Here is a 13,935-nt window from a genome sequence, read left to right on the forward strand (position 1 = left end):
GCCTTTTTCTATTTACCGCAATTATCATCCAAACAATGCGCAGGGTCTTTAATATCCCCACCACTTTCAGAAATGGATTTCTTAATAGAAATCTCTTCCTGTTGCGGATTAGGTTTTGGCGGCTCGCCTGTCGGTGGCATATCAGGATAAAGTCCGAGTCTTGTGCCAAGTTCATTTCCCTGACGCTCAAGACGGTCCAGCTCCTCAGGAGATGGCGGTTTAAACCATGGCGGCGGAACACGTTTTCCACCTTTATAGAGGCGCAATTTGTGATGTGAATTATCCGTTGCACCCGCCACAGCCATCGAAGCGCCTTGAATACGCATTGCGCTAAGCATTTCTTTTTTGCCGCCCTTATTAGGAAGAATTTCTTCCCATCCACCGCCAAGCGCATTAAAGAGTTTCGCAATTCCTTCAGCCAAAGCATCCAATGTATTCACAGCTTGAAGCTCGTTATTTTCTGCATCTGACTGCGCTTTTAGCGCATCTAAATAGGTCATCAGCCCATTTGCGTATGCATTCACAGCCAAATCTCTTTTTTTGCCCTTTTCTTCCGCAGAAGCGAGAGCAGCCGATGTCTGGAATTGTGTCTCACGATAGGCTTTCAAAGCATTGTCAACTTCCTGCCAGGCATTCATCACAACAGAGCGATATTTAATCGCAGCAGCGCGCTGTTGCGCCTTTTTCAATTGTAATTGGCCGTATAATTTTCCACCTTGGAAAATAGGAATTTGAATTGTCGGACCAATACTCCATGTACTGCCTGACCAGTTGGCCAATTTATTAAAGGACAAAGTACTCATACCGAAAGAAGCATCAATCGTGATCTTTGGATAAAAATCAGCCTCTGCCATGCCTGTTTCTTCAATAGCCGCCCTCAACATATCCTCGGCCTCACCAATATCAGGACGGCGATGGCATAGCTCACTTGGGATACCAATAGGAACTTCAGCTGGCAACTGTGGAATTGCAGGGTGGAAACCAAGCTCTTCATCCAACGCATGAGGCGGAAGACCTAAAAGAAGCGCAATCGCATTTTGCATCTTATTGGTGCGCAGAGCTAAATCATGCTGATGCAAAGTTACTGTATGGGCATTAGCCTTTAAATCATCCACCTCTGATTCTGATGCAAGGCCTGATTTTTGACGATCTTCCGCCAAGTTAATCATCATTTGCAACGTGTCGTAATTCTTTTTTAAGACAGCTAATGCTAATTGATCGCCACGCAATTTTAGATAATATTGCGCCATATCAGATTGCGCTGCAATCAATACCGTTCTTTGACGCCACTGAACAGAAGAAGCCTGTGCGGCAGCTGCTTTATACTGCCTCGCTAAACGTCCCCAAAAATCGAACTCATAGCTCGCATCAATGCCATAACTCCACATATTCAAAAGCGGCATCTGCACATTTTGTGAAAAGGCTGAATATGGATTAGGAGTGCTTGCATTGACAACGCTGGAAATCGGCTGCCCATCGGGCAATGTTATTCCGCTATTATCAACCGAATTAACAAGATTCGGCCAAGTCCCTTTCCCAATCTGATCAATATATTGTCCAACCATTGCCGTACTTGGCTGTGTCGCTTTATAGGATCCCTGAACACCGAGCATTGGGAAACGTTCCGCTCCTGCCAGCATCATTTCTGAACGGCTGGCAGAAATGTTGGAAGCCATCTGCAAAAGAGGCAAATGCATGGTTGAAATACGCACCTCAAGCGAAGTCAACTCTGGATCGTTAAACTCCTCCCACCAATTCGGATTCCCTGGTTTTTCAACAACTTGGCTAAAAGGCGCTGGTGATTTTCCTGAATTATCATCCACATGATATTTCGGAGGCGCATAAGGAACAGGTTTTTTATAATGCGGACCAATAAAAGTACATCCACCCCCGCTCCCTAAAACAAGAAGACTCAGGCTTGCAGAGAAATTCCCTAATTTTTTAAACAAAAATCTATTGCTTTGCTGTTTTTTCTTATTCTGCACCAAAAGCTTCCTTGCTATAAGAAAGATGACCGACCCGTTCGGTCAGCATAATACTTAATTCCTCTTTGAGGAAATCTAAAATTTTCATAGAAGAGATTCCCTCGTGCCTAAAACCCTTTCCACATTTCCTGAAAACCATACTCTGCAGTCCAGTAACGGACGTGAAGCCCGCAAAAACGCTAAAAGAGATCAGATTTTGCAGGATGCTGGTCTTGTTTTTTTGGAAAAAGGCTATGCTGGCGCTTCGATGTCTGTCATTGCAAAAAAAGCAGGTGTTTCGAAAGGCACATTGTACAATCACTTCACAGATAAAGAAGAGCTGTTCTCTGCATTCTTTCGTGAAAGCAGTAAAGAACGCTTGCAAGCCTTGGAAACCGTTTTTCAAGATAGAGAGCTTCCTCCCCAAAAAGCGCTTGAAGATGCGGCGGAAACATTGATTAAAATTCTGACAGCGCCTGTCTCGGTCAGTCTGTTTAGAATTGTTGTCGCCGAAGCCATTCATTTCCCCTCCTTGGCAGAAACTTTCTGGCGCTATGGTTTCAGCAGAGTCCTCACAAACTTGTCGGCCTGGTTCGATTCTTATGCGCGCAAAGGAAGTCTTCAAATGGCCGATAGCGGCCTTGCCGCGGAGCAATTCATCGCCATCTGTCAAACACGAATCCTCCAACGTATTCATTTCGGACTGCCTGTTGACCAATCCCCCGAAGCTATCCTTAAAATAGCCAAAATTGTTGCCAACAGCTTCCTGAAAATTTACGCCCCTTAAAGCCAAACCAAGCTGTGCCATTTAATGCGCCCCGCCTTTGGCTGAACCGCTGGCCTTAATTGCAGAGGCAAAGAAACAACAAGGCACCATCGCAAGAGAAAGCAAGGCCAATGCGTGGAACATACTGTTATAAGATAACATCGCCACTTGCATCATAAATTCCCGGTACAGCTTCGCCATAGCAAATGTCTGCGCATCCGAAGAAGGGATTCCGTGCTCTATCGCGACTTGCGCTGCCTGATGTAAATAATCCTGCACTTCAGGACGATTTGCATAAATATTCGCACTCATATCGTTCTGATGAATTTGCTGACAATTCACCAAACCTGCGCCTGAATAAGAAATCGCCTGACTTCCTAAATAATTTCGCACCATAGAGAACATGGCAGAAGCATCACCGTTCAATTTATCAGGTAATGTTGAAAACGCTAGAGTGTTAATCGGCACGAATAAAAATGCCATTGGCGCGATTTGAACAACACGAGACATTACCAAAAATCCAAAGCTCACATCTGAATAAAGCTGTGCTGAAAAATAAAATGAAAATGACATCAGCATGAAACCCGTTGCAATCAGATAGCGTAATTGAACATGCTTCATGAAAAGCCCAACAAGAGGGATTAAAATAATCACAGATGCCCCCCCTGGTGCCATGATCATCCCTGCACGCTGAGCTGTGTATCCCATCACTTGCTGTGCGAATTGCGGCACGAGCATTGCACCTGCATAAAGAGTGATCCCCATGGCCCCAACAAGAACCGTCCCCAGCGCAAAATTTTTATCTTTCAAAACACCTAAGTTCAAAAGAGGATTTTTTGTATTCAAAAGCCAAATAATGGCACCAACCGTGCCGCAAACACCTAGAACCGCCATGATACAAATAAACTGAGAGCCAAACCAATCCATTTCCTCCCCTTTATCTGCCATTACCTCCAAACAGCCTAACCCTAAGGAAACTAGAGAAATCCCAATAACATCCACGGGCATTTTAACCGCTTTTTCCCAAGGCGGATCTTCAACGAAAATGCCTACCAAAACACAAGTAAAAATCCCAAAGGGGACGTTAATAAAGAAAATCCAGTTCCAAGAATAGTTATCTGTCAGATAACCCCCTAAAAGAGGTCCTAAGACAGGGGCGACAATCGTTGCAATCGCCGTCAAACTGAAAGCCGCAGCTCTTTTTTCAGGGGGAAAAGTATCTAAAATAATGGATTGCTGAACAGGCTGTAGCCCACCGCCAAAAAATCCCTGCAAAAGTCTTGAAATCACGAGCATTGCCAATGAGCTTGCCATACCGCAAAGCAAAGAGCAGATCGTAAAACCCACAAGACAAATGAAAAAATACTTCTTTCGCCCGATTGTCTTTGCCAACCAGCCTGAAATTGTCAAAACAATCCCATTCGCCACAAGATAAGATGTCAGCGCCCAAGTCGCATCATTATAGGCAACTCCCAATGCCCCTGCGATATGCGGCAAAGAAACATTGACAATGGTCGTATCTAAAACTTCCATAAAAGCCGCCATCGTAACGACAACAGCAATGAGCCATGGGTTATGCTTTGGTTTCCACGCTGCTTTTTCGGCATCCGTAAAAACTTTATCCTTTTCCATCATGTTAATGGATACCTGCGCCCAAAGGATTTGCTCCTAGCGCACTCCCCTCTGTTTTTACATTTCCTGTATCAAAATTATGATTTGCCGAATCAAAATTAGAATCTGTTCCCGTCTTTATCTCTGGCGCTGGCAAGGTTGAACTGAAATTATCTATATTTTCCTGATATGATTTTTCATTCTGCTTATTATTTACAGAACTCCCTGGCGCACTTTCATCAACCTCATCTGGCTCTGTGACAGCATCTTCTGCCTCTTGCCCTGTTTTAGGCGTTTTGTGCTTACCATCTCTGTTCGTTGCAGCTTTAACCAGCTCTTTAGAAAGCTCTGGATCAATTGCATATTTACGATCTCCGCCTGAAGCTGCCTGCTTAACCGCATCTTTTACAACGAGTCTATCTGGAGGAGATTTTTTCCAAGCCTTTGCATTTTTCTGCGCCAAATCATTTACTGTTTTTTCAATTTCAGCTTTTTTCTCAGAAGAAATCGGCAAAGTTTTAATCCCCTCGACCGCCTCTTTCGCCATCCGCCCTAAAGCAGCTTGCGTATTGGGATCCTTCAAATCAATCGGATTGCCTAAAGCTGTTTCTCGATTAGCTTCCTTTTCCTGTAGTTTCTCGATCGATTCTTTTGGAATACCAAGTGCTTCCATCGCCGCAACAGCTTGATCCTTGATATCCTTTACCCCTTTTGAGCCTGCAAGATTATTCATTGCTGCAAGCGCTTTCTCCTTAATCGCCTGAACCTCTTCTGGCTTAATAGGCTGAAGTGAAGATTCTTCCCCCCCCTCCTCTTTTTTCTCTGATGCCGTGTCGTCTGATTTTGAGGAATCTGCCACATTTTCAACTGCATTCACGGCGTCATTTGAAGGCTTGTCTACCCCTTCAACCTGAGCTGCTTCGGCTGGGGGAAGATCTTTTGCTGCGGTCTCTAACGCTTGAGCCGCATCTTTTTTGAGCGTATCCTGCCCATCTTTCTCGGCCAAATTTCCCATCTGATCCACTGGACTTTGCCCCTCTGTCCCAGCATCAGCATTCGAGAGAGATTGATCCATAGATTTTTCAGTCTCTGCAGAATTAAAAGGCGAAGAAGCTTTCGGAGACTCTAAATCCAGAGGTTTTTCTGTTTTTTCGCTTTGCTGTGCTTGCGTAGAAGCCCCCCCACTATCCGCAACACTTTTATTAATCATTTCTTCAAGATTAAAATTCTCATTCGCTTTACCGCTTTCCGGCGCCTGTACTTTTGGCGGATTAGCTGGCGTGTAGCCAACATCGACAATCGTCGTCAAAGAAAGCCCCAAAGGCAAAGGTAAATCGTCTTTTAAACCTTTATCAATAAGAATTTTAACAGGCACCCTCTGCACCACCTTAACAAAGTTTCCTGTCGCATTTTCAGGTGGGAAGGTGCTGAAAGATTCTCCCGTTCCCATCTGAAAACTATCCACATGACCCTTGAGACGAAGTTGTGGATAGGCATCAACATGAATGGTAGCCTCCTGACCAGGACGCATTTTTTTTAGCTGTGTTTCTTTGTAGTTAGAAATCACCCAAATATCTTTTGGGACGATCGAAAGAATCTTCTGGCCTGCCTGAACAAAATTCCCCCGTTCCACAGATCTTTGGGAAATCCAGCCATCACAAGGCGCTTGAACTGTCAGCCAAGCAACATCGAGCTTAGCCTTTTCCAAGGCTGCCGTTGCGGATTTAATCTGGGCTTCTCCCTGAACTACCCGCATATTTGCATTCTTAATATTTTCACGAACAGGTTCTGCCTGAATCAAATGGCCTCTTGCCTCAGCCATTTTGGCTTCTGCGCTTTCCAATTGCGCTGTTGAAGCATCAATATCTGATTGACTGGTCGCTGCTCTTAAAACACGGTGCTGCCTAGCGTAATCTGTTTGAGATTTAAAAAGATTTGCCTGCGCATCGGCCACTTCCCCTTGCGCCGACATTAATTGCCCCGGGAAGTTCTTTTTCGCAATTTCCTCACCGACAACAGCAGCGTTAAAATTTGCCTGAGCCTGCGCAAGTTGGCCCTCTGCATTATGAAGCTGTGTTAGATAATCGCGCCCATCAACACGAATTAATACATCTCCCTTATGCACAAACTGGTTATCATTAACTAAAAGCTCATACACATAACCAGACACATGCGGGGCAACGGAAACCTTACGGCCTGTCACATAGGCATCATCTGTTTCCTCTTCATTCCGGTGAAGATACCACCAAAAGAAAACGCCAATAACGGCTAAAATCCCAAGAATTAAGAACATGCGTTTTTTCTTCGCTTTATTCTCTTCCTGCGATTCCTCACCTAACTCATCAAGCGCCTTGCTTAAAGCAAGCTGTTCCTCTGTTTGAGACTCCTCTGGCGAGGATTTCCCTTCAGAATCATTGGAATTCTGGCTTTTGCTTTCACTGCTGCCTTCAGGTTTATCTTCTTCCTGCGCCATCAATACTCCAAAATCTTAACAGCTTTCAACAAAATGACCAGTCGGTCAGAAATTGAGATGCCCTATTTATCAAGCTTAAGCAAGCTTATTTTGTCTCTTAAAGAAAATTTTATGCGTTACTGAAAAAACAACACGCTTTTCATTTAAAAAAATGGAAAGCGATGCAGACTACCTTTTTATCAAAAGTGCTGCAAAAAATCCATCCATTCCCCCTTTTTCTGACCACAAAGATGGATGCGTTCTAAAGTAGCCTTCTTGTGTCCGAGCTTCTGGCAAAAAACTTAAAGCTTCTTTTGAAAAAGGCTGGTGCTCCCATCCGCCTCCTTTAATGGCTTCGGAAATTTGATTTGGCCCTTCTTCATCTTGAAGAGAACAAACGGCATAAAGAAGCTTCCCCCCTTTTTTAAGCATTTTGCCTGCCGCTTCAATAAAATGCGCCTGCCCTTCAGCCAGCGCCCTCACATCTTGTTGACGCTTAAGACGCAAGACATCTGGATGACGGCGAAGTGTCCCTGTTGCCGAACAAGGCGCATCTAATAAAACACCGTCTAATAAATGATCTGGAGTCCATGCCAAAGCGTCCGCCTGTACAAGAGAAACCTCTAACTGAAGGCGCTCCATATTTTCCTTAAGACGATTCAGCCGAAATTCATCCCGATCAAGGGCGATCACCTTTGCGCCTGACTCTGCGAGCTGAGCGGTTTTTCCTCCTGGTGCAGCACAAATATCGGCTATTTCCAATCCATTCACCCCTCCAAACAAAGGCGCAATCATAGAAGCCGCAGCATCCTGAACCCAAAAATGCCCCTCCTCAAACCCTGAAAGTTCTGGCACAGGCGTACCCGCAGGAAAACGACAACTTCCGTTTGGCAATAAAACGCCACCTTCCGGCACTGCCTTTCCTTTTTTAAGCGTAATATCTAAGGAAGCTGTTTTATAATAAGAATTAGAAATAATCCTTGCTCGTTTTCCCCAAGCCTTCCACAGCCAAGCAGGCGTATCTAAACGTGGCTGATCCAGCGTTTCTAAGATACCATCCCCTTCCCGTACAATTTTACGCAAAACAGCGTTAGCAAGTCCTGCAAAAGGGACGAGACTTTGACGTCTTAGAAGATCAACTGTACTTCCGACAGCCGCATAAGGCGGAACTTCCAAAAAAAGAATTTGTGCCGCCCCAAGCAAGAGAGCCCGAAAAACTGGAAATGGCGGCTCCTTTTTTAAACGCTCCCGAAGAATTTCTTCCAAAACACCAACATGGCGCAACGTTCCTGCAATTATCCAATGGGCCGTAGAGCGATCCCTTGGAAGCATCTCTGATGAACAGGCTTTATCCAAAGCAAACTCTAAAGGCTCACGTTCGCCTAAAATAAACCCTAAAGCCTTCCAAGCGGCATCTCTTGCGGGATCTGGCGTTATTTTCGAATGACGTTTACGCGCTTTAGAGGAAGGCGATTTCTTCGCTGACGGCGTTTTTCTCTCTGACATAAATTTATTTAAACCCTTTTTTATTTCGCCATCAAAAAGAATTAAATTTAGAAAATTCTTTAAGAGAAGTATATAATTTACAAATCATCTTTATTTAAAAATAATAGAATTACCTATTTTAACCCATGCTTCATACCGCTATCTCGAAAAATCTTGCAAATATTAAAGAACAAATAACGCAATCTTGCGAAAAAAATCACCGATCACCAAAAGACGTTCAACTTATTGCTGTCAGTAAATTTCATCCCGTTCCAGCGATGGAAGCCGCATTACAAGCTGGACAAAGAATTTTTGGTGAGAATTATGTTCAAGAAGCAGAAGAAAAATCCACTTTTCTTCGCCCTAAATATCCAGAAATAAAAATTCATCTCATTGGCCCGCTTCAAACAAATAAAGCCGTGACAGCTTGTAAGTTTGCGGATGCCATTCACACTCTCGATCGCCCCAGTCTTTGCCAAGCTCTTCAAAAGGCTTCTGACAAAACAGGCAATCTGCCAGACCTTTTTGTGCAGGTAAATATCGGCCAAGAAATCAATAAATCAGGTATTCCACTAGAAAAAGCTGATACCTTTATCGAAGAGGCTCTTTTATCTTTTGGGGATAAAATCAAAGGCCTTATGTGTATTCCGCCTCAAGGGAAGCCTGCACTGCCTTATTTTCAAAAACTCGCTGAGATTTCTAAAAAACATGGTTTAAAAGAGCTTTCAATGGGAATGTCTGCCGATTTTGAAGAGGCAATCAAAGCAGGCGCAACCTATGTTAGAATAGGCACAGCTATTTTTGGGGGACGCCCTGTCTAATTTAGCTCTCTATATCCACTGGCCCTTTTGTCTCTCTAAATGCCCGTATTGCGATTTTAATTCACATATTCAACGCAATCTCTCTGCTGACGAAATGGGAGAAGCGCTCAAACGTGAACTTAAAACAACCCTTCAACGTGCTAAATTAGCTGGCTATACAAATCTTTCGTCTATTTTTTTTGGTGGCGGAACGCCCTCTCTCATGAATCCTGATTTGGTTCATGATCTTCTTTCCGAGGCGCTTTCTACTTTACCGCAGCAAAATGACCTGACGGAAATTACACTCGAAGCAAATCCTACAAGCGCTGAGAAAGCAAACTTTTCTGCTTTTAAAGAAGCTGGCGTCAATCGCCTCTCCCTTGGGATTCAAAGTCTTAACCCCGAAGATTTAAAACTTTTAGGACGGGAACATAGCGTCACAGAAGCGCTCACTGCTTTGGAAATGGCACGTTCTATTTTCAAGCGTGTTTCCTTTGATCTGATTTACGCACGCTCTGGACAAAATGCACAGGCATGGGAAGCCGAACTCAAACAAGCTCTATCTTTTAAGCCGGATCATCTTTCGCTCTATCAACTCACGATTGAATCAGGAACCCCCTACGCAACCCTGTACAAAAAAAAGAAAATTATCCCGCCTCCAGATGAGGAAGGCGCAACAATGTACAAATTGACCGAAGCTCTCTTAGCAAAAGAGAATATTTTCCCTTACGAAATTTCAAATTATGCCCAAAAAGGCCAAGAGAGCCGACATAATCTATCCTATTGGCATTACCAAGATTATATGGGAATTGGTGCTGGTGCGCATGGGCGTTTTCGAGAAAATGACCACACAATTGCAACCTCTTGCCTAAAACCGCCCAAATTTTGGTTAGAACAAATTCAAATCAAACAACACGGTATCGAAGAGGAAATCATCCTAAGCCAAGAAGAAATTATTGAAGAAGCCATTCTAACAGGTCTGCGTCTCTGTGAAGGGATTTCCTTTAAACGCTTTAAGGAGCGAACAGGAAAATCCCTTTTGGATCATCTAAACAAAAGTTTTTTAGAAAATTGTATAGAGGCAGGCTTTCTGACCCTTTCAGAAACAGCCCTCGCCCCCACCCTGCAAGGACGCCTCCGCCTCAATGCCATCCTTGGCGGTTTATTAGGAGAATAAGAAAGGGATCTGATTTTTCAGATCCCTTTCTCACTTAAATAAAATAATCTTTTAAAGCTTATTTCCCAGCTTGAATGGCTTCAACCAATTCTTTCACTGTTGGAATAAATCCATTCGCATAGAATGGATCAACGCCAAAGCGCCAAGCATTCGTTCCGCCAAACATCAGATTATGATCCATTACATAATCTGTTTCCGCATTTACAACATTGGGTAAATGCGCCACTTCCTGCAATGTTTTCTGTATACAAAAGGAACGGGGATCTGGACGCAAGGGAGATGGTTTCCCTGCCTGCATAGCTCTCTGACTCCAACCAGAAAAATGGCACTGAGACAAACAGCCCATACAGGCATTTTGATCCTGTAAAATCTCTGTTGCACGTTCTGGCACAACAAAAATCAATGTCCCATCAGGCGTACGCATTCCCTGCGTATAACCTTCTTTCTGCCAAGTCTCCACTTTTACAGCATCGGAAGGACGTAAATAGACATCTCGTGCCCGTGCGCCTTCTAGTGTAAAGCAGACCGTAAAATCAGATTCTTCCTGACGTTTAAAAGGAACTTGATGTTCCGAACGCTCACGAAGCTCTTGTAAAAATGGATTATTAACAGCAGAGGAATAAAAACCTGTTGGTGAAAAGCGGTTCAGAAAAACATCCCCTTTTTTCAAATGACGAAGTTTTTCCTTCCAGACCAATGGAATTGGACTTTCCTGCGTTAATAAAGGACGTGTCCCAAACTGAAAAGCAACAGGCCCTAACTCCTTGTTATCAATCCAATCTTCCCATTCTGTCAGATTCCAAACACCCCCAGCCATAATGATTGGTGTATCGTTTAAACCGTAGCTATTAAGAACCTTACGGAGCTCAAGAACACGAGGATACGGATCCTCTGGCATAAGTGGATTTTCTGTATTTGAAAGCCCATTATGTCCCCCTGCTCGCCATGGATCCTCATAGACCACACCGCCAAGAAGCTCTCTCTGCTTTGAAAAAGAACGTTTCCAAAGAGCATTAAAAGCACGCCCTGAAGAAACAATCGGATAATAATAAACGTTAAAACGTGCAGCAACGTCAGAAAGCCGATAAGGCATTCCAGCACCACATGTCAGACCTTGAATAAGACCTGATGTTTGTTCCAAAATCCCTGTAATGACCTCTTCTGCGCCCCCCATTTCCCACATAAAATTCGCATGAACAGGAGCATTCCCTCCCGCAATTTCATGCGCAATTTTTGCCTGAGCAACACCACCTTTAATGGCATACTCTATCAACTCCGCCTGACGTTCCCGCCGGGTAGATGAATGATAAATTTGAGGAATGCGATTCCCATGCTCATCATACGAGTCTGCGTTAACCGCAGAAATTGTTCCCACACCACCGGCCTCTGCCCATTTTCCAGCAGAAATACCCGTAGAAACAGAGACACCTTTGCCTCCCTCAATAAGAGGGAGACAATCCATGCCTGATAAACGAAGGGAGTTTAGCTTTTTCATATGAAAGTTATACCCGACTGGATGAAATCAGTAATTAGTCTTGAACGTCTGAAGAAACTTCATCCGCAGAATCTGACTGAGGCACTTCTTTCATAGAAAGTTTTACTTTACCCCGATCATCAAAACCAATCACTTTTACTTTCACTTTATCTCCCTGCTTTACAACATCAGTTGTACGAGCAACGCGCTGTGTAGAAAGCTCGGAGATATGGACTAAGCCATCCTTTGGCCCTAAGAAATTAACAAAAGCTCCGAAATCTGTTGTTTTCACAACAGTTCCATCGTAAATCCGGCCGACTTCTGGATCTGAAGTTAAAGCTTCAATCCGCTTTTTAGCCACATTTGCCTGCGCTTCATCGCTTGCAGAGATCGTAACCGTACCATCATCTGAAATGTCAATTTTTGCACCAGAGGTTTCCGTAATCTCACGAATGGTTTTGCCACCCTGACCAATCACATCCCGAATTTTCTCCCGTGGCACGCTCATCGTAACAATCCGAGGGGCATTGCCAGCGACTTCACTCCGACCAGATGTTAAGGCTTTGCTCATCTCACCAAGAATATGAGCACGGCCATCTTTCGCCTGAGCAAGCGCCTGTGCCATAATTTCTGGTGTAATAGATGCAATCTTAAGATCCATCTGAAGAGCTGTAATACCCTTTTTTGTTCCAGCAACCTTAAAATCCATATCCCCAAGGTGATCTTCATCCCCAAGAATATCGGTAAGAACGGCGAATTTATCACCCTCTTTAATCAAACCCATAGCAATCCCTGCAACAGGTTCAGACAAAGGCACGCCAGCATCCATAAGTGCTAAAGACGTTCCACAGACGGTTGCCATCGAAGATGATCCATTACTTTCTGTAATTTCAGAAACAACACGAATAGTATATGGAAAGGCGTCTTTAGAAGGAATCTGACGCGTCAAGGCACGCCATGCAAGCTTACCATGTCCAATCTCACGACGACCCGGAGAGCCCATACGGCCACATTCCCCAACAGAGTATGGAGGGAAATTATAATGCAACATAAATCGGGAACGGTATTCGCCAGGTAAAGCATCAATAATCTGCTCATCCTGTGCCGTTCCAAGCGTTGCAACAACTAAAGCCTGTGTTTCACCACGGGTAAACAGAGCTGATCCGTGTGTACGAGGCAAAGTACCAACCTCAGAAGTAATTGGTCGAACCGAAAAAAGGTCACGACCATCAATTCTAGGATTACCTTCGAGAACAGAAGAACGAACGACGTCGGCTTCAATGCCTTTAAAGAGAGACTTCGCTTTTTCAGCGGCTTCCTCATCCAAATTTAGGCTTTCGATCAATCCACTGCGAACAGCAGCCAGTTTTTCCTGACGTTGCTGTTTTTGACGCTCTTGATACGCAGCCTTAAACTGGCCGTTATCGGCCTCTTTTAACTTCTGACGTAAATCTATGATTTCTTGAGATTCAGGCTCTAAAGTCCATGGCTCACGTGCCGCATGTGCTGCGAGCTCCTGAATAGCTTGAATCACAGCTTGGCAAGATTTATGCCCTTCTGTCACGGCCTGAAGCATCTCTTCTTCTGAAAGCTCTTCCGCTTCAGATTCAACCATCAACACACCTTCAGCCGTTCCCGCGACAACGAGATCCAGCGTGCTTTCCTCAAGCTGGGAAAGGGTTGGATTGATAACAAACTCATTATTGATACGACCAACACGCGCTGCCGCAACGGGTCCAAAAAATGGAATCCCCGAAAGGGTCAATGCTGCGGAACATCCAATGATTGAAAGAATGTCAGGATCATTTTCCATATCATGGCTAAGAACAGTTGCAACCAATTGCACTTCATTCTTAAAATTATCTGGAAAAAGCGGACGGATTGGACGGTCAATTAAACGAGATGTTAGAACTTCATTCTCAGAAGGACGCCCTTCACGCTTAAAAAATCCCCCCGGAATCTTACCGGCCGCAAAAGATTTTTCTTGATAATTCACAGTCAATGGGAAGAAATCCTGCCCTGGGCGAACAGATTTTGCCCCAACTGCTGTGCATAAAACAACTGTTCCGCCATAAGAGGCAACAACCGCCCCGTCTGCCTGTCTTGCGACTTTGCCAGTCTCTAGAACAAGCGGCCGACCCGCCCATTCAATTTCTTTGCGAAAATATCCGCTCATTTCGCCTTCTCCGATTCAGTCCACAGGACA

9 protein-coding genes are annotated in these 13,935 nt (G+C 44.3%); 3 read left to right on the forward strand and 6 right to left on the reverse strand.

Annotated features, from left to right (window positions below):
• Window positions 1-8: 8 nt before the first annotated feature.
• Complete coding sequence (locus tag FAI40_01330) at window positions 9-1,985, reverse strand: efflux transporter outer membrane subunit (GenBank protein QCE34088.1); 1,977 nt, start codon at window positions 1,983-1,985, stop codon at window positions 9-11.
• Window positions 1,986-2,232: 247 nt separating this feature from the next.
• Here FAI40_01330 and FAI40_01335 point away from each other — a divergent pair, with 247 nt between their 5' ends.
• A complete protein-coding gene (locus FAI40_01335; protein QCE35708.1) occupies window positions 2,233-2,751 on the forward strand; it encodes a TetR/AcrR family transcriptional regulator in 519 nt (172 codons plus the stop codon).
• Between the two features lie 21 nt (window positions 2,752-2,772).
• On the opposite strand, the gene FAI40_01340 is transcribed toward FAI40_01335, so the two are convergent.
• The 3 genes from FAI40_01340 to FAI40_01350 form a co-directional block, all read right to left on the reverse strand.
• Window positions 2,773-4,362 carry a DHA2 family efflux MFS transporter permease subunit gene (locus tag FAI40_01340; protein QCE35709.1) on the reverse strand — a complete coding sequence of 530 codons (1,590 nt, stop codon included), beginning with the start codon at window positions 4,360-4,362 and terminating at the stop codon, window positions 2,773-2,775.
• 4 nt (window positions 4,363-4,366) lie between these two features.
• The gene (locus FAI40_01345; protein QCE35710.1) at window positions 4,367-6,634 is read right to left on the reverse strand and encodes an HlyD family secretion protein; all 2,268 of its coding nucleotides are present in this window, start codon (window positions 6,632-6,634) and stop codon (window positions 4,367-4,369) included.
• A gap of 348 nt (window positions 6,635-6,982) precedes the next feature.
• Window positions 6,983-8,299 carry an rRNA cytosine-C5-methylase gene (locus FAI40_01350; protein QCE34089.1) on the reverse strand — a complete coding sequence of 439 codons (1,317 nt, stop codon included), beginning with the start codon at window positions 8,297-8,299 and terminating at the stop codon, window positions 6,983-6,985.
• A 125-nt stretch (window positions 8,300-8,424) separates the two neighbouring features.
• Here FAI40_01350 and FAI40_01355 point away from each other — a divergent pair, with 125 nt between their 5' ends.
• Together FAI40_01355 and FAI40_01360 are read left to right on the forward strand one after the other, a co-directional pair.
• Entirely contained in the window at window positions 8,425-9,099 is a 675-nt protein-coding gene (locus FAI40_01355; GenBank protein QCE34090.1) for a YggS family pyridoxal phosphate-dependent enzyme, read from the forward strand.
• Window positions 9,092-10,255, forward strand: coding sequence for a coproporphyrinogen III oxidase (locus tag FAI40_01360; GenBank protein ID QCE35711.1), 1,164 nt, complete (start codon window positions 9,092-9,094; stop codon window positions 10,253-10,255). The genes FAI40_01355 and FAI40_01360 overlap by 8 nt, the downstream gene beginning before the upstream one ends.
• Before the next feature lie 58 nt (window positions 10,256-10,313).
• Here FAI40_01360 and FAI40_01365 read toward each other — a convergent pair whose 3' ends face one another.
• Complete coding sequence (locus FAI40_01365; GenBank protein ID QCE34091.1) at window positions 10,314-11,750, reverse strand: nitronate monooxygenase; 1,437 nt, start codon at window positions 11,748-11,750, stop codon at window positions 10,314-10,316.
• A 34-nt stretch (window positions 11,751-11,784) separates the two neighbouring features.
• Window positions 11,785-13,905 carry a polyribonucleotide nucleotidyltransferase gene (pnp, locus tag FAI40_01370; GenBank protein ID QCE34092.1) on the reverse strand — a complete coding sequence of 707 codons (2,121 nt, stop codon included), beginning with the start codon at window positions 13,903-13,905 and terminating at the stop codon, window positions 11,785-11,787.
• Between the last annotated feature and the right edge of the window lie 30 nt (window positions 13,906-13,935).

The sequence above is a fragment of the Acetobacteraceae bacterium genome (assembly GCA_004843345.1).
Classification (GTDB): Bacteria; Pseudomonadota; Alphaproteobacteria; order Acetobacterales; family Acetobacteraceae.